Source organism: Mesorhizobium sp. M0029 (assembly GCF_040323735.1).
Lineage (GTDB): Bacteria > Pseudomonadota > Alphaproteobacteria > Rhizobiales > Rhizobiaceae > Mesorhizobium.
Genome location: NZ_JAMYVF010000005.1, coordinates 238221 through 253977, shown reverse-complemented (window position 1 = coordinate 253977; position 15757 = coordinate 238221). Strand labels below are relative to the sequence as shown.

The following is a 15757-nucleotide window of genomic DNA, read 5'->3' as shown; positions in this document are numbered from 1 at the left end:
ATGTCATTGCAGAGGCCCTTTCTCGGCTCGGCTCCAAAAAGATCGACCATTCTTCGGCGACCCCCACCCTGCCGCTTCGGGGCCACCTTCCCCTCAAGGAGGAGCGTTACGCCGCCTGCGCCACCCGCTCCGACATCATGCGGTAGGAAATCGCCTCGGCCAGGTGAATGCGACCGACGGTTTCTCTCGCTTCGAGATCGGCCAGCGTGCGCGCCACTTTCAGCACCCGATGATAGGCGCGCGCGGAAAAGCCGAGCTTTTCGCTGGCGTCCTTCAACAGAGACAGGCCGGCGGCATCCGGCATCGCGATGTCCTCGATAACAGAAGGCGAGCAATGCGCGTTGGTGGTCGCGCTGGTCACGCCGAGCCGCTCGAACCGTTCGCGCTGGATGGTGCGGGCGCGCGCGACGCGCTGCGCAACGGCGGCACTTTTCTCCGCCCGATCCGGCCGGATCAGATCGGCGGCCGAAACCGCAGGCACCTCGATCCTGAGATCGATGCGGTCGAGCAGCGGGCCGGAAATGCGCGCCTGGTAGTCGGTGCGGCAGCGCTCACCGCGCAGGCAGCGATAGCCGGGCTCGCCGGCCATGCCGCAACGGCACGGGTTCATCGCCGCCACCAGCTGGATGCGCGCTGGATAGGTGACGCGGTGGTTGGCGCGCGCGATCATGCAGTCGCCGGTCTCCAGTGGCTGGCGCAGCGCATCCAAGGTCTGCGGCGTGAATTCGGGAAACTCGTCGAGGAACAGCACGCCGTTATGGGCAAGCGATACTTCGCCCGGCCGCGCCCTGATGCCGCCGCCGACCATTGCCGCCATCGAAGCCGAATGGTGCGGGGCGCGGAACGGCCGCCGGTCGGTGAGCTTGCCTTCGCCGAGCTCGCCGGCCACCGAGGCGATCATCGAGACTTCAAGAAGTTCCTTGGGCGCCAGTGGCGGCAGAATTGAAGGCAGCCTCTGCGCCAGCATCGATTTTCCCGAGCCGGGAGGCCCGACCATCAACATGATATGGACGGAAGACCCTCAATAAGATAGGACACCTGGCTATGACAAAGATCGAGACTATGAGACCCCGGGCATACTCGTACATCCGGTTCTCCACCCCTGAGCAAGGTGCGGGCGACAGTCTGCGCCGGCAGACCGATAAGGCGGTGAAGTATGCCGCTCAACACAATCTAATTCTCGACGACACAACAACGTTTCGCGACCTCGGGGTCTCCGCATTTCGCGGCGCCAACGTGGCGGTGGGTGCGCTGGGCGACTTCCTATCGTTGGTACAATCAGGTGACATCAAGCCGGGAAGCTTCCTGTTGGTCGAGAACTTCGACCGCATCTCGCGCGACAGTATCTTGGACGCTCAAGCGGTCTTCACCAGCCTCTTATCTGCGGGGATCACCGTCGTCACGCTCAGCAATGATAGGGCGTACTCACGGGAGAGCCTGCGCCAAAACCAGTTTGCCATCTTTGAGATCATCATCGGGTTTATACGGGCCAACGACGAGAGCGCGCGGAAGCAGGAACTACTTCGCGCCGCATGGCACGGTAAGCGGCTCAAGTTGAAGGAGCGCGGCACGCCAATGACGCGACTTAGCCCCGGGTGGGTTCGTCTTCGCGAGGATGAGAGTGGATTTGAGCTGATACCGGAGCGCGCCGAGGTGGTCCGTCGCGTGTTTGAATTGACCTTAGCTGGTCAAGGGCAGCACGCAATTGCGAAGACCCTGAACCGTGAGGGTGTCCCCGTCTTCGGCGTGGGCAAGATGTGGCACCGTTCGTACATCAAGAAGATGCTGGAAGACCCCTCAGTGGTCGGAATGCATACGGCTCACCGGGTGGAGCGAGCAGGCGGCAAGAAGCGACGCGTCCCCACCGACACCGTCGAAGCCTATTTCCCGCCAGCGGTTGAGCGCGAAACGTTCGAGCAAGTTGCCGCTCTCGCAACGGGAAGGGGCGCAGGTAGTACAGTCAAAGGCATAGAGAACATTCTTGCTGGGCTTGCGGTTTGCCCAAAGTGTGGGTCGACAATGACGCGCGTGAATAAGGGGAGCAGGTCGCGGCCATCCCTTGTTTGTGTCAGGGCGAAGGCGGGGAAAGGGTGCGCTTACAAGTCAGTCTCTTGCGAGCAGGTAGAGTTCGCTTTGGTGGAGAAAGCCAGCGAGTTCTGGCGCACGCTTCCTGCGCCGGATGCTGCCCTCGAAGCCGAGTGGCAGAGACTTCTGGCGGCTGAGGAGGGCCATGACGCGGCGATCAGCAACATTGTGGACGCGATCAAGGGAGGGGGCTCTTCGACGATATTGCTGGACAGCCTACGGCACGTTGAAGCCGACCGCGAAGAGATCAGGAAGCAAGTCAGCGTGGTTGGCGAGAAGGTGACCGACGCTTTGACCAATAGGACGCAACAGACGGTCGAACGGCTTGTTGAAGGGTTGAGAATGACCACTCGCGACATTGTGTCCATTAACGCGACGATGCGCCAACTGTTCGCCAAAGTGACCGTGGATTGGCCGAGCGGATACCTGTGGTTCCACTGGAAACACGCTCCCGGAGAAGAAACGAGGCTCACGTTCGCATGGCCGAGCGACGCCTGAGCGCCAACCCTTCGGCTACTGCAATCGAAGCTGCAGCGCTCGGCGGCGGAAGATCATCCAGCCCAGACTGCAGGCCAGCACGACGTTCAGAATTGCCAAGCTCAAGAGAACGGCAAGCGTTCCGTGGGCGCCTCCGCGTTCCAGCAGCAATGCCCCGATTGATGGAGCGGCTGCTTGGGCGATCAAGCTCGGCATGGCCAGACGCCCCATTAGCTTTGCGTAGGCCGAGGGGCCGAACATGGCGAGGGGCAGCGTGCCTCGCGCAATGGTCTCAAGGCCGATGCCGCCCCCATAGAAGGCCAGTGCGACGGCCACAACCGGCATCCCGACCCAAAGCGCTGCAATGCCGACCGCGACGAAGGTCACCGATGCCAGTTTCGTCCAGATCGGATGATGGAAACGAGCGATCATCATCTCGACGGCGCGCGCTGACACCTGTGAGGGACCGACCATTGCCCCAAATCCGACCGCAGCCGCAAGCGTCAGACCACTGGCCTGCAGGATGGTCAGAAGGTGAACCGACACTGTCGAGGAGATGACCGCTGCCAGCGTCAGTGTAGCAGCCAGGACGATCATGACCGGTGTTGACGGCGGTTGCAGGGGCAACGACCCCTGAGCGGCCGCAGGCTGACCTTGATGGCTCTCAAGCGGTATCCCACGCGGCAGCATGAAGATGTAGAGCGGCAGCGCGATCAGGAGCTGCACAGCGGCGTAGATCAAGCAGGTGCCTCGCCAGCCGGTCTCGCCCATCAGGAAGGCGGATAGAGGCCAGCAGACCGTGCTGGCGAAGCCGCCGAACAGCGAAAGCGTGGTGATAGCTGAACGCGCGCTATGGCCGTACAGCCGCCCAAGCGTCGCGAAGGCAGCATCGTACAGTCCCGCCCCCATCCCGAGCCCGATGACCAGCCATGCCGCGATGTAGACGCCGCGGTTCGGGGCGACGGCAAGCCCGATCTGCCCGAGCCCGATGCAAGCTGCACTGAACGCCAGCACGTTGCGGCCCCCATGCCGCTCGATTGATGAACCGACATGCGGCGAAATGAGACCAGCAACGAGCAGCCCGAGCGAGAGCCCGCCAACCACCCATGCCAGCGGCCAGCCGGTGTCAGCGGCGACCGCCGGCGCAATGACTGCCGGCAAGTAGTATGACGACCCCCAGGCCATGATCTGGGTCAGACCAAGCACGGTGATGACCGTTTGGCGACTGCGCGGCGTCGAGGGCGGCGATACGATCATGCGGCGACGTTGCAGCCACAACCACTCTTGCCAGCCACTTTCGCTTCGGCATCAGCAACACAGCAAGCGTCGACCGCCACAGGGGCCGGGCCACCACAACAGCCTTGTGAAGCCGAGCCTTTGGAGGACGCAGGAACCGTGCAGACGCCAGTCTCAGGGAGCACCAGTTGCACAGCGTCGGCTGCTGCGATGTCCCCGGCGAGCGCCGCTGCGACCGAGCGAACCTGTTCATAGCCAGTCAGCAGCAGGAAGGTCGGTGCCCGGCCATAGCTCTTGATGCCGACCGTGTAGAAACCGGTCTCTGGGTGACTTAGTTGGCGGTGTCCATGAGGTGGTACGTCGCCGCAGGAATGCTCATTGGGATCGATTAGGGGCCCCAACGCCTTCACGCTTTCGAGCCACGGGTCAAGGTCGAGCCGAAGCTCGCGTGTTAGCGAGAGGTCGGGCCGTTGCCCTGTTGCGGCAATGATGCGGTCAACTGGACCAAGCCGCTGCAACCCGTCCTTGGTCATGCCCTCGACAATCAGGCCACCATCTTCCATGCGGATCGCCACTGTGGCAAAACCAGTCACAAGCGCAGTGCGGCCACTTTCGGCCAGTTCGCGGACATCAGCGCCAAGCTCACCACGGGCTGGTAATTGGTCAGCATCGCCGCCGCCATATGTGCGCACCAGGTCGGCACCGCGCGTCACCCAGACGAAGGCGGTCCCAGGTTCAACATCGGCCAATCTTGCAAGATCGAGCAAGGCATTGGCGGCTGAATGGCCTGAGCCAGCAACCAATGTCGTGCGGCCCGCATAGAGGTTGCGGTCGCGGCCGAGAACGTCAGGAATGCCGTATGCAATGCGGTCGGCAAACTCGACTTCCCCTTCTGCGGCGATGCCACCGGCCCCGAGCGGATTAGGTATCTGCCACGTTCCTGAAGCATCGATCACCGCGCGGGCGCTGTCACGCCTTGTGCCCTCGGCGGTCTCAATCACCAGCATGAAGGGGCGGGTTTCGCGTCCCTTGCTCAACACCTTGTCGACGCCCCAACGCGAGATGCCAACAACGCGGGCGCCTGTCTCGATCGAACTGGAAAGCTCGGGTAGACGCGCAAGCGGCTCCAGATAGTGTTTGACCAGTTCATCAGCCGTTGGGAACGCTTCCGGCTCTGGCGTCTCCCAGCCATGAGCCTCAAGCAAATCTTGAGCGGCGCGGTCGATGCAATAACGCCACGGGGTGAATACCCTGACGTGACCCCAATCTCTAAGGTTGGACGCAACGCTTGTGCCGGCCTCGTAGACCCTCACAGGAAGACCCTGTTTCGACAGGTGTGCGGCTGCCGCCAAGCCGACTGGACCAGCGCCGATGACGGCCACAGGGAGATCGTTTCGAGAGAGCAATATCATAGCTTCTATCCTTCCGGGATTACCGAAATAAGAGCAAAAAAGAGATCAGGCTACGGCCTCGCCTGCCACGGCACCGCAAGCGACGTCGGCACAGCACTCGTCGGCGAGGAACCCAATGAGTTCATTCATGATTGGATAATTCGCGCGGCAGATCAGCGTGGTCGCCTGCCGCTCTTGGGTCACAAGGCCGGTCAGGATGAGCCGGTGCAAATGATGCGACAGCGTTGACGCTGCTATGCCGAGGCTGTCCTGCAGGTAGCCGACGGGCCTACCCGCCTCACCTGCCCGAACCAGCGTCCGATAGAGGTTCAGCCGCGTCGGATTGCCGAGTGCTTCGAGCTGTTTTGCGGCTTGTTCGAGCTTCATCGAAATAACATACCCAGGCGATCGAGGCAGTCAAGCTCTATTTCGACAAATCCCGAAATAGGCCTTTATCAGACTACCCGCTTACCCTCAGCATCAATGATGACTTCGCCGTCTTCCTTAGTGAAGGGGCCAATGCCGGGATTGGGCAAGACGTCGAGGACCAGTTCAGATGGCCTTGCGAGGACCACCCCAAGGGGCGTAACCACAATGGGGCGATTGATCAATATCGGATGTTGAAGCATTGCGTCGATGAGTTGATCGTCCGACCATTTGGGATCAGCGAGGCCAAGCTCCTCGTAGGGCGTGTCCTTGGTGCGCAGCAATGCGCGTGGTGTGGTGCCCATGGCCGCGATCAGTTCGACCAGTCTTGCACGCGACGGCGGCGTATTGAGGTATTCAATGATCTCGGGTTTTTCCCCGCTCTGCCTGATGATCGCCAGCGTGTTTCGTGACGTGCCGCACTTGGGGTTGTGATAAATCGTAACGGTCATTCAGCGGCCTCCATGGTGGGGATGGTCTTGGCTTCAACAAGCAGCCAGCCCGCCAGCGCCAGGGCAATTAGCGCACCTGCCAGTTCGGCGGCGATGAACATCGGGACATCAACTGGACGGATGCCCGCGAAGGTATTGGAGAAGGCGCGTGCGATGGCAACGGCCGGGTTGGCGAACGAGGTCGAGGCAGTGAACCAGTATGCGGCGGTGATATAGAGCCCAACGAGCCACGGGATTGCATCGCTGCGAAATCGCAGGCCGGCAAGGATGGTGAAGACAAGACCGAAGGTGGCAACTAACTCGGCGAGCCATTGTCCCGGTCCGCTGCGCACCGTCGCGGACAACTCGACCAAGGGTAGGTCAAACATAGCGTGAGCCACCACCGTGCCAATGATCCCAGCAAGGAGTTGGGTGGCGACGTAGGCAAGTGCAGCCTTCCGGTCGATCTCTAATCGGAGGGCAAACACCAGCGTCACCGCCGGGTTGAAGTGGGCGCCAGAAATCGGGCCGAGGATGGTGATCAGAACAACGAGGATCGCCCCTGTCGGCAGAGTGTTACCGAGTAGGGACAGCGCTACATCGTCAGTCAGCCGGTCGGCCATGATGCCCGAACCAACCACAGTGGTGACCAACATCGCGGTGCCGAGGGCTTCCGCGACGATCCGACGGGATAGACCAGCGGTCACGGGTCTTTCCTCAGCATTTGCAGACCGCCTGAATGATGGGTCGGCAAAGCTCTGGGGCGCCGTTGCAGCAGTCCTCCATGAGGTAGGCGAGCAGATCGCGGAAACCGGTCATACTGGCGACATAGCGGACCATGCGCCCTTCGCGTTCGGTGCCGACCAGTCTGGCATGACCTTCCCGACATGGTGTTCTGGACGATGCCAAGACGCAAGGCTATCTCGCCAGCGGGGATACCCTCAGACCCGGCGCGGACGAGCAGCCGAAAGGTTTCCAGCCTCGTATCTTGGCCAAGCGCGGCTAATGCGCGGAGGGCGGCTGCCTTGTCCATTCATCTACCTATCCAGATGTATGGGATGTGTAGGGACGCTGTGTGACAGGCGCATGACAGCCCAGCCAGCTGGTACAGACGCGATCCTTGTTGGACGGCAGGCATGAGGAGGTTATTAGGACGAGAGCATCATAAATCGGCGTCCTCAAGGAGCAGCGAAAGTTGAGCCCCCGATTTCGGGAAGGCGTCCTCGAAATGCACCATGAACGTCGCCCAATCCTTGGAAATTCGCATGATCGCCACAAGCTGAAGAAGGTGGTCCCGAAGATCGGGTTGGCCTAGGTCTTCAGACAGGAACTGATGGTGTTTCCATTTGCGCCGCCCGGTGCCCGGCTCGGTCGGGTTCCGCTTCCGAAGTTCCTCCAGCACGCCGTCAGGCAGGCGGTCATAGACGATCTTATTCGTCAGCTTCCCGACCAACGGGGTCTTGGCTTTGCCCACGGGCCAACCCCAGCCTCTTAGCCGATAGAGCTGTCGATAGTACTCGTTCGGGAAACGCCGAGCCCAAGCCAGCTTCTCCTCTGAGAGGTATAGCGAGAGCAACTGGTGGAGGGCGTCCCTCTCTCGCTCGTCCTGGAAACCTGTGGCTTCATCAACGAGGGCTACAATGCCCACTTGAGCGAGCGCGCGAACGAGGATTTCGCACTTGTCGGCGATCTGCTGCTGCTGAGCCGTCAGAAGGTCGAGCCGGCGAGCTTCAAGGAAGAGATCGCAGACCTTGGGCAACAGTTCTGCCCTGTACCCCAGAGCCTTGCCGCCCGTGGGTGTCCGAAAGACGATTGGCACAGTTGCGGCGCGAATGTCGTCCGTGATCAAGGAGGAAAGGCTCACCGTGGCAAGGAACGGCGGCAAGTCCTCCGACGGCTGCTGCGAGCGACCCTTCGGCTTCGTGGACCGGCCTAACGCGCCGAGAAACCCTTCCTGCGTTAGGAGGCGCGTGCCGTCGGGCAGAACGGCACACGGGATTTCGCTGTTGCCGATGACGAGCTTTCCGGCGTGCGTTGCCTTCGGCAGGGTACGGTCTACATCCCACCGGGTCTTTGCACCTTGGCGAGCTATCTCGCGCTTTTGCTCGGCGGTCAGTTTCTCAGCGCGCGCCTCGCCACCACGGCTCTGGGGAGTTTGTTCTGACATAACGGTTCCTCATCGTTGCAAGCATGATACCGATACCATGCTTGCTGCTGAAGTGCAAGCATCGGTTCTAATGGATGCTTGCTGGGTAAGACGAGATGCGTCGGCTACCAAGCGCACTGACGAGATGACAAGCCTCGCTGTAGTGGCCCTGCGGCTTACGGGGGCGACGAGGCCCGGCTTGAAGTTGCGATAACGATGCGAAGGGCTAGACGAGCGACTGTCGCGCCCCTGCTGCTGTAGGCCTGGCGTTACGCGCTTCGAGGGGCGAACAGTATGATCCCCACGGCGAGTAAGGCGACAGCGCCCCCCGTGAGGTCCCAAGTGTCTGGTCGACGTCCTTCGGCCAGCCAAAGCCAGAACAGTGATGCGACGATGTAGACGCCGCCATAAGCCGCGTAGGCCCGACCTGCATAGTCGCTGGGAATAAGCGTCAGCAGGTAGGCAAACAGTACCAGCGAGGCGACCCCCGGAGCCAACCAGAGGGCTGATTTCCCCAGCTTGAGCCATGCCCAGAAGGCAAAGCAGCCGGCGATCTCGGCGAGGGCAGCGGCTGCGAACGTCAGGAAGGAGCTGAGAATGATGGCCATGTCGCTCGAACTTGTCACAGGCGCGTGGTGATGGCCACCAGCCAATCCGGCAAAGCCTGTTCAAGGCCGATTTGTATCGTTCGGTCGAAACCCGACAGGGTCATCACACCGGCAATCACCAGCAGGGCACCTAAGGCCATTTTGATGCGGCTGGACGCGCCCAGCATCCGACCCCGCCAACGCAGCAGCGCTTCGCGGGACATCAGAGCCAGCGTCAATAGCGGCAATGACGTGCCGATGCCGAAAGCCAGCATTGTGAGAATGACGGTGCCGAGGTTCTCGCCGCGTGCAGCCATGATGGAGGCCGCCCCCAGGGTGGGTCCGACACAGGGGGTCCATATCGCACCGAGCAGAAGACCGACGCCGAACTGGCCTGACATGCCTGACGTGGAGAACCCGCCAAAGCGGCTTTGCGTCCAGTTGCTGATCGGGCCAGCCGCTGTCGCGAACTGCGTCTGGAAACGAGGCACAAGCAGAACCGCGCCGAACAGGATGAGCAGCGCGGCAGCAGCCATGCGAAAGGCCGTCATGTCGAGGCCGATTGAGAACCCGACCGTAGCCACGAAGACGCCTATCGACGTGAAGGAGACGGCGACACCAATGGCCAGAGCCAACGGTGCCAGCCGATGTTCGGCCACCGCGCCAGTTAGAACGACTGGGAGCAAAGGCAGAACACAGGGCGAGAGGATCGACAAACCGCCGGCAAGCAGGGCGAGCAGCATGTCACAGCGCCTCGCGCAGCAGCGCTTCGATCACCGCTGGGTCGGTCTGCCCAGTCTGCCGGTCGACCTCCTTCCCGCTCTTGTAGACGATCATCGTGCTTTGCATCTGGACACGGTAACGAGCCAAAATCTCCTTCTGCGTGTCGAAATCGACATCGAACTTCTTCATGTTCTTGAAGTCGGGTGAGGCCAGCAACGACGCCACGATTGGCTTCTGCGCCTGACAGACCTCGCACCAGGGCGCGGTGATGTGGATCATGACTGGTCCGCCAGCCTTGAGAGCTTCGTCGAAGCCGGGAATGGTCTCGTCGCCGTTGTGGCTCAACGCCGGGCCGACAGCGGCAGCGATGGCGGCAGCAGCCGAGAACATCAGAAAGTGACGACGTTGCATGTTATGCGATCTCCTTGAGGTTCGATGAGGCGAGTTCGGGGGCAAAGTGGTCGAACAACAGGTCAGCCGCATCGGCCGCCTCCGGGGGCGCGGTGATAGTGAGGACCACTGCGCGAGAATTGCTCTTCAGGTCGAAGGTAAGGAACGCGCAGCAGGTCTGCTCCTTGCGCATCAACTCTGTGACCTCTTCCAGTGCTTCCCGCCCATAGGTGAGTTTGAGGGTCAGCGGCGTGCGATCAGCGTGATGAAGTGATCGACGGGCCAATGTGCGAATGTTGGCAACACGCTCCTTGAAGTCAGACGCGCCAAGAGTGCAGGCGATGGACAAAGCGTCATTCTCAGCCGCAGAGCCGCAAGACGGCCCGCAGCCGCACTCGTCCTGGGCCATCAACGACTTGAACGTGGCGGCGGGCACGGCTTTGCGGCGTGAGAGCAGATAGACCCCGCCGACCGGCACAGCGAGCGCGAGTAGGCCAAGGCCCCACGTACACGCAGCACTGGCGATAGCTGCCAAGCTCGTGCCGACCAGTGCTGCCGGCACCACCGCGACGGCGCAACAGGCTGCACAAGCCGCTGTGGCGGCCCCAGCCCACTTCAAGGTGTTCTTCATCAAAACGGCCTTTCCAGTTTCTATCTTTGCAAAGGCGTACGCCTTCAAGTAGCTTGAGGTTCAAGGAGAATTTTGCGATGAACCTTCACATCCGCGTGTTCACCATCGGGGCGCTGGCCAAGGCTGCTGGCGTGACGCCGCCGACCATCCGCTACTATGAGGAGATCGGACTATTGCCCCCAGCGTCGCGCACGGCTGGAGGTCAGCGCAGCTATGATGACGATGATTTGGGGCGGTTGACCTTCATTAAGCAGTGCCGGGACTTCGGGTTCGGTATTGAGCAGGTGCGCGTGTTGTTGGACCTGTCGATCAGCACCGACCGGGATTGCGTGGAAACGCGCGACATTGCCCAAGGGCATCTGGACGAGGTTCGCCAGAAGCTCGCAGAACTGCGTCTGCTCGAACGCCGACTGGAGAGCTTTGTCACGCGATGCAATGTCGCCTGTGCCGGGGGGCCGGGCCAAGACTGCGTCATCTTCAAGGATATGGCTGCGCCGGCCAAGGGCGGCTGCTGCGGATGAGGGCGACGACAAAACGCCTTCATTCCAGCTCCGACGGCACGCGATAGCCGAAGCTCTCAGCCCCCTTAGCTGGCCGCGTGGTGTTCTTCGTGGGGCGCTTCCCACACTTCAAGGGCCGCATCGGCGTTCATAACCGAAATCCGTACCTGATGTCAGAGTATGGGGGCGACCAAAATTCGCGATCTCGGCGAAGCCTTGTCAAAACGGTCCTGTACAGCCTCGATATGTTCAGCCAGAAACAACGCATGAACAACGCACCGGCAGCCACCGCAAGCCCCCCTTGCAACAAACCCGCTGCATTTGGATGGGGCGTCCTAATTGGCGCGCTCGGCGGTCTGGTGGGTCTCGGCGGCGCTGAGTTCCGCCTGCCACTGCTGATCGGCCTGTTCAACTTCGGAGCGTTGGAGGCCGTGATCCTTAACAAGGCGATGAGCCTGATCGTGGTGGCGACCGCGCTACCCTTCAGGGCTCAAACGGTGCCATTCGGACAACTCGCCGCATACTGGCATGTCATCGCGAACTTGCTCGCCGGAAGCCTCATAGGCGCATGGCTGGGTGCCGGATGGGCGACCCGACTTCGAGCTCAGACCCTCTACAAGACCATTGCTATCATTCTGCTCGTCATCGCAGGGGTGCTGGTGTTCGGTCATGACGCTCACACCGCTGGCGCGCTGCTGACTGGCTCGGCACAGTTGATCACCGGGATAGTCGCTGGGTTCATCATAGGGATCGTGGCGGCCCTGCTCGGGGTGGCTGGTGGCGAACTGCTGATCCCAACTCTGATCCTGCTGTTCGGGGCTGACATCAAGCTCGCCGGTAGCCTGTCGCTTGCTGTGAGCTTGCCGACCATGATTGTCGGGTTCGCTCGCTACAGCCGCGACCAGAGCTTCTCGGTCATCCGGCGCAACATCGCCTTCGTGCTGGTCATGGCCTGCGGCTCCATAGTCGGAACGTTCCTTGGCGGACAGATGCTCGGGTTTGTGCCCAGCGGTGTCCTCTTGCCTGCGCTCGCCGCGATCTTAGTGATCTCTGCGGTTAAGGTCTGGCGTCAGTAAGTAAGAACGTCTTCTCCTCCTTGGCTGCCTCGACAAGGGGGGCAGGAATTTTTGGTAGAAGTTTCTTTGACCCCGATCAGATACAAGGCAGCGCGCGGTCTACCCCCTTGCCCCCTTCGGTTCTACCACACACGCCTCGGGAAACCTTAGGCAGCCTCACTTTGTCCAGCCGTTCGCGTGCCAGAGCGGTCAGTCGGGGTGTGCGCCTTCCGCTCTTGCAAGCACTCGCTTCCGGGACTGCTCTGCCGGTGTTCGAGGGTGTCTGATAAGGTGTGCCGTTGTCGAACCGGTGGAAATCTGGTTCGCTAAATGCCTCTTGACAGGGCAAAACGAACCGCTTAATACCGAACCAGTCAAAACGAACTGGAGGGGTGTTATGGTGTTCATTCGGGCCTATTTGCGGGCATCGACCAAGGAGCAGGACGCGGGGCGCGCGAGGGAAGACCTTGAGGCGTTCTGCGAGGAACGCGGGCTGACCATCGCCGCCACCTATGAGGAGAACGAGAGCGGTGCGTCGCTGCACAGACCGGAGTTGTTCCGGCTGCTCAGGGACAGCAAGCCCGGTGATATCCTGCTCACGGAACAGGTCGACCGCCTTAGCCGACTGTCGGACAAGGATTGGGACCAGCTCAAGCGCGAGATCAAGGACCGAGAGGTCAAGGTCGTGGCGCTGGACTTGCCGACCTCGCACATGATGATGAAGACCGAGGACGCCTTCACCGGGCGCATGTTCGACGCCATCAACGGGATGCTGCTCGACATGCTCGCCGCCATCGCCCGCAAGGACTACGACGACCGACGCCGCAGGCAGGCTCAGGGCATCGCCAAGGCGAAGGCTGAGGGGCGCATGAAGGGCCGGCCCGAGGACGCAGAGCGTAACGAGGCGATCATGGACATGCTGCGCAAGGGGCAGAGCTGGAACACCATCGTGAAGGCCACCAACTGCTCACGCTCGACGCTTGCGAAGCTGGCTAAACGCCTCACGCCTTCTCCCGTTGTCATGGCGACCCCCTGACGCTGAGTAATGAGGACGGGACACATTTGTGGTTGTCCCTGCCGCTCACCCCGCAGTAGACGCTTGCCCTCCCGCCAATGCGGGGTGGCTACTTTGAGGATGATGACCATTGACCAACTGGACGGCTAAGCGCGAGCGGAAGGCCGACGTCAAGGGTCGGGCGAACGAGCCCAGCGCGATGTTTAGCCGATGCCGGGTGATCGGCTGCGGCAGGCCGGCCCGTGCGGGCACAGGGGACGGCTTGGATACGCGCTTCTGCCGTTCCCATGCTGATCACTACGCCCGCCACGGGAGCCCTTACAGGCCGTCATATGGGGCACGAGAGATGAACCCCTACCGGAGCGCCGCGCTGACATGGCTGGAGGCCAACCAGAATGACGCCTACGTGGCCAACGCGGTCGAACGAGTGGCCACGCTTTTGCGGACCGCAGGGCCTCATGTGGAGGCTTTCCGGCTACGTGGGCTCTCGCCGCAGGAACGCGCAAAGGCCGCCTGGGCGAGGCTGCGGAAGGCCGCAGTGGACCCTCGTCGGGTGGTGGCCGCGTGGCTCACAGTCGAAATGATCATTCGGGACGATCCGCTGGCCGAACGCAAGGCGGAGTTCAAGCAGGTGCAGGCGGCGAAGCTGATCCACAAGATGGCCTCAGGGACGCATAAGAGGTGGGGCGAGGGGGCGAACGCCAAGGAACTCCACGTTTACCCAAGGTCCCGTGGCCGCGTCCTAAGGCACGTTGGTGAGGCTCTGGAGGAAGCGTGCGCCCTACTTGTCGACCATCACAGGGCCGGCTTTCCAACTGCAATCCAACCAGTGAAGAAGTGAGCTATGGACGCCATGAACCCCCATACCGACGACCGCATAACTATCCGCCTTGACGGCTTGGTGATGGACCCCGCGACACAGATACGGCAGGAAACCAGCACTGTTACGGTGCACCAGTATCGGGATGCCATGCGGGCCGGCGTTGTCTTCCCGCCCATCACGGTCGCTCCGGTCGATCCGCAGGACCCTGACAAAGGGTTCGTGCTAATCGACGGGTGGCATCGCGTGACCGCCGTGCAGGCCCTCGGAGGGGCCACGATTGACGCCGTAGTGGCTGTCGGGGCGAAGCCCAATGAATACCGCTGGATCGCCGCGCAGAACAACCGGAGCCATGGCTTGAGGTTGACCAGCGCGGACAAGCGCGAGGTCTTCAAGGCTTATGTGCAGGCGGGACGACATCGGATGGAGAACCGTGGTCGGCGGGTCAAATCAGCTCGGGAAATGTCCCGCGATTTGCAAGGCATAGTCAGTGACCGAAGCATCCCCGGCTGGATGCTGAAGCATTTCCCGAAGGTTTACCGGGCGATGCGCGCAGGCGGATTGGAGGAGAACCCCGGTTCGGACTTCGGAAGGAAAGACAGGGACGTGATACATGCCGGATTGGCGACAACAGCCTTGGTGCAATTCAAAGCGGCGTTCACGGCCATACGGTCGAAGGAACAGCAACACGCCCTGTTGGTCGAGATCACAAGGGCCTGTGAGGATGTCGCGAAGGTGGCCACTGGCAGCCGAGAACTGCCGGCGGTGATCCCCGAAGACTTCTGAAAACCCCAGTGATATCAAAGGTATAACCGGCATAGTGCGAAAGTTCGCGCTGCTGGGGGCGCATTTGGTGGCTTAGCTCATTGTTTCTACGGCAGAAATCGGCGCTTACTTCGGGATTAATACCTGAACCAGAGCGGCGGCTCGCTATTGTCTCCAAACGCGGAAATCAACCTGGGGTCTTTCGTACACATCAGGAACAGATTGTGGCCGCCGGCCGCCGCCACTTCCAGCGCCCGCTTGGCGCTTTCCTGGCCCTTGATGTCTGAAAGGTCGGGCAGGTCGCGGGCCGAGACATGGATGCCGGGCTCGGGCCGCGACAGCACCTGCGTGCCGCGAAAATGATTGGCGATGGCAATCAGGCTGCGCGGCGCCAATATGTCGAAATCCTTGCCCGCCCAGGCCGCTTCCGGCCCGCAGCCGAACGGGCAGATCAGGCCCTTTCCCTCGGCATTGGCGCCGATCGCCGCCGGCAGCGCGCCGGCGACCGTGGCAATGGTGCCGTCGAGCGACAATTCTCCGAGCACGACATAGGAGGCCAGCATGTCGCCCGGAATGGCGCCGAGTGCAGCCATCAGGCCGAGCGCGATCGGCAGGTCGTAATGGCTCCCTTCCTTGGGAAGATCGGCAGGCGCCAGGTTGACCGTCACCTTCTTCGACGGCATCGACAGCCCCGACGCATGCAGTGCCGCCTGCACGCGCTCGCGGCTTTCGGCCACCGCCTTGTCGGCCAGCCCGACGATCTGCATGCCGACCTTGCCCGGCGCGATCATCACCTGGACATCGACCGGTACGGCCTCGATGCCCTGGAAAGCAACCGTGCGAACCCGCGCCACCATCTTGCTCTGCCCCCGGATATCGGCTCGCCTCGGCCTTGTGGCTCAGACCGCGAGCGACGTCAGGACAAGACAACCATAGATTTCAGGCCAAGGCAAGAACATTACAGGAACATGCATTCGTGGTGGCTGCAGCGCGCTGTGCCGGTTGCAAAAAAGGAAGATGGTCAAGCAAAATGGAACGGCTGCTCCGCCTCCTCGACCGCGTTTAACAAGGGCGACTAG

16 protein-coding genes and 3 pseudogenes are annotated in these 15757 nt (G+C 61.6%); 6 read left to right on the top strand and 13 right to left on the bottom strand.

Going from position 1 to position 15757, the window contains the following annotated elements; translation table 11 throughout:
• Positions 1-106: 106 nt before the first annotated feature.
• Positions 107-1009 (bottom strand): annotated as a pseudogene (locus NKJ76_RS11670) (YifB family Mg chelatase-like AAA ATPase); the annotation flags it as partial.
• 35 nt (positions 1010-1044) lie between these two features.
• Between NKJ76_RS11670 and NKJ76_RS11665 the strand changes: the two are divergent.
• Entirely contained in the window at positions 1045-2583 is a 1539-nt protein-coding gene (locus tag NKJ76_RS11665; protein ID WP_352537459.1) for a recombinase family protein, read from the top strand.
• Between the two features lie 15 nt (positions 2584-2598).
• Here the strand turns inward: NKJ76_RS11665 and NKJ76_RS11660 are convergent, their stop codons facing one another.
• From NKJ76_RS11660 to NKJ76_RS11610, 11 genes and pseudogenes are all read right to left on the bottom strand, one after another.
• Positions 2599-3819, bottom strand: a complete 1221-nt coding sequence (locus NKJ76_RS11660; protein ID WP_352537458.1) for an MFS transporter — start codon at positions 3817-3819, stop codon at positions 2599-2601.
• A complete protein-coding gene (locus tag NKJ76_RS11655; protein ID WP_502902294.1) occupies positions 3816-5210 on the bottom strand; it encodes an NAD(P)-binding protein in 1395 nt (464 codons plus the stop codon). The genes NKJ76_RS11660 and NKJ76_RS11655 overlap by 4 nt, the downstream gene beginning before the upstream one ends.
• Before the next feature lie 45 nt (positions 5211-5255).
• On the bottom strand, positions 5256-5576 hold the full coding sequence (locus NKJ76_RS11650; protein WP_352537457.1) for an ArsR/SmtB family transcription factor: 321 nt from the start codon (positions 5574-5576) through the stop codon (positions 5256-5258).
• A 68-nt stretch (positions 5577-5644) separates the two neighbouring features.
• The gene (gene arsC, locus NKJ76_RS11645) at positions 5645-6067 is read right to left on the bottom strand and encodes an arsenate reductase (glutaredoxin) (RefSeq protein WP_352537456.1); all 423 of its coding nucleotides are present in this window, start codon (positions 6065-6067) and stop codon (positions 5645-5647) included.
• Positions 6064-6753, bottom strand: a complete 690-nt coding sequence (locus NKJ76_RS11640; protein ID WP_352537455.1) for an aquaporin — start codon at positions 6751-6753, stop codon at positions 6064-6066. Before NKJ76_RS11640 ends, arsC begins: the two co-directional genes overlap by 4 nt.
• 10 nt (positions 6754-6763) lie before the next feature.
• A pseudogene (locus tag NKJ76_RS11635) lies at positions 6764-7079 on the bottom strand (ArsR/SmtB family transcription factor).
• Between the two features lie 129 nt (positions 7080-7208).
• Positions 7209-8213 (bottom strand): P63C domain-containing protein, encoded by a 1005-nt coding sequence (locus tag NKJ76_RS11630; RefSeq protein ID WP_352537454.1) that lies wholly within the window; start codon positions 8211-8213, stop codon positions 7209-7211.
• A 248-nt stretch (positions 8214-8461) separates the two neighbouring features.
• Entirely contained in the window at positions 8462-8800 is a 339-nt protein-coding gene (locus NKJ76_RS11625) for a YnfA family protein (RefSeq protein WP_352537453.1), read from the bottom strand.
• 14 nt (positions 8801-8814) lie between these two features.
• Positions 8815-9522 (bottom strand): cytochrome c biogenesis CcdA family protein, encoded by a 708-nt coding sequence (locus NKJ76_RS11620; protein ID WP_352537452.1) that lies wholly within the window; start codon positions 9520-9522, stop codon positions 8815-8817.
• A 1-nt stretch (position 9523) separates the two neighbouring features.
• A complete protein-coding gene (locus tag NKJ76_RS11615; protein ID WP_352537451.1) occupies positions 9524-9913 on the bottom strand; it encodes a thioredoxin family protein in 390 nt (129 codons plus the stop codon).
• Between the two features lies 1 nt (position 9914).
• Complete coding sequence (locus NKJ76_RS11610; RefSeq protein WP_352537450.1) at positions 9915-10523, bottom strand: hypothetical protein; 609 nt, start codon at positions 10521-10523, stop codon at positions 9915-9917.
• A gap of 77 nt (positions 10524-10600) precedes the next feature.
• On the opposite strand from NKJ76_RS11610, the gene NKJ76_RS11605 reads away from it, so the two are divergent.
• The 5 genes from NKJ76_RS11605 to NKJ76_RS11585 all read left to right on the top strand — a co-directional run bounded on the left by NKJ76_RS11605 (position 10601) and on the right by NKJ76_RS11585 (position 14699).
• The gene (locus NKJ76_RS11605; protein ID WP_352537449.1) at positions 10601-11044 is read left to right on the top strand and encodes a MerR family transcriptional regulator; all 444 of its coding nucleotides are present in this window, start codon (positions 10601-10603) and stop codon (positions 11042-11044) included.
• 209 nt (positions 11045-11253) lie between these two features.
• Positions 11254-12099 carry a sulfite exporter TauE/SafE family protein gene (locus NKJ76_RS11600; RefSeq protein WP_502902298.1) on the top strand — a complete coding sequence of 282 codons (846 nt, stop codon included), beginning with the start codon at positions 11254-11256 and terminating at the stop codon, positions 12097-12099.
• A 379-nt stretch (positions 12100-12478) separates the two neighbouring features.
• Positions 12479-13114, top strand: a complete 636-nt coding sequence (locus tag NKJ76_RS11595; RefSeq protein ID WP_352537519.1) for a recombinase family protein — start codon at positions 12479-12481, stop codon at positions 13112-13114.
• Between the two features lie 325 nt (positions 13115-13439).
• Positions 13440-13934 carry a hypothetical protein gene (locus tag NKJ76_RS11590; protein WP_352537448.1) on the top strand — a complete coding sequence of 165 codons (495 nt, stop codon included), beginning with the start codon at positions 13440-13442 and terminating at the stop codon, positions 13932-13934.
• Between the two features lie 3 nt (positions 13935-13937).
• Positions 13938-14699, top strand: a complete 762-nt coding sequence (locus NKJ76_RS11585; RefSeq protein WP_352537447.1) for a ParB N-terminal domain-containing protein — start codon at positions 13938-13940, stop codon at positions 14697-14699.
• Positions 14700-14887: 188 nt separating this feature from the next.
• Here NKJ76_RS11585 and NKJ76_RS11580 read toward each other — a convergent pair.
• Positions 14888-15535, bottom strand: a pseudogene (locus NKJ76_RS11580) (magnesium chelatase domain-containing protein); the annotation flags it as partial.
• Positions 15536-15757: the final 222 nt, after the last annotated feature.

Bases quoted from the DNA above. Each gene is read 5' to 3' on its own strand.
- NKJ76_RS11590 (WP_352537448.1), top strand. From the start codon at position 13,440: ATGAACCCCTACCGGAGCGCCGCGCTGACATGGCTGGAGGCCAACCAG.
- NKJ76_RS11620 (WP_352537452.1), bottom strand. From the start codon at position 9,522: ATGCTGCTCGCCCTGCTTGCCGGCGGTTTGTCGATCCTCTCGCCCTGT.
- NKJ76_RS11650 (WP_352537457.1), bottom strand. From the start codon at position 5,576: ATGAAGCTCGAACAAGCCGCAAAACAGCTCGAAGCACTCGGCAATCCG.
- NKJ76_RS11660 (WP_352537458.1), bottom strand. From the start codon at position 3,819: ATGATCGTATCGCCGCCCTCGACGCCGCGCAGTCGCCAAACGGTCATC.
- NKJ76_RS11655 (WP_502902294.1), bottom strand. From the start codon at position 5,210: ATGATATTGCTCTCTCGAAACGATCTCCCTGTGGCCGTCATCGGCGCT.
- NKJ76_RS11605 (WP_352537449.1), top strand. From the start codon at position 10,601: ATGAACCTTCACATCCGCGTGTTCACCATCGGGGCGCTGGCCAAGGCT.
- NKJ76_RS11630 (WP_352537454.1), bottom strand. From the start codon at position 8,213: ATGTCAGAACAAACTCCCCAGAGCCGTGGTGGCGAGGCGCGCGCTGAG.
- NKJ76_RS11585 (WP_352537447.1), top strand. From the start codon at position 13,938: ATGGACGCCATGAACCCCCATACCGACGACCGCATAACTATCCGCCTT.
- NKJ76_RS11610 (WP_352537450.1), bottom strand. From the start codon at position 10,523: ATGAAGAACACCTTGAAGTGGGCTGGGGCCGCCACAGCGGCTTGTGCA.
- NKJ76_RS11625 (WP_352537453.1), bottom strand. From the start codon at position 8,800: ATGGCCATCATTCTCAGCTCCTTCCTGACGTTCGCAGCCGCTGCCCTC.
- arsC (WP_352537456.1), bottom strand. From the start codon at position 6,067: ATGACCGTTACGATTTATCACAACCCCAAGTGCGGCACGTCACGAAAC.
- NKJ76_RS11665 (WP_352537459.1), top strand. From the start codon at position 1,045: ATGACAAAGATCGAGACTATGAGACCCCGGGCATACTCGTACATCCGG.
- NKJ76_RS11615 (WP_352537451.1), bottom strand. From the start codon at position 9,913: ATGCAACGTCGTCACTTTCTGATGTTCTCGGCTGCTGCCGCCATCGCT.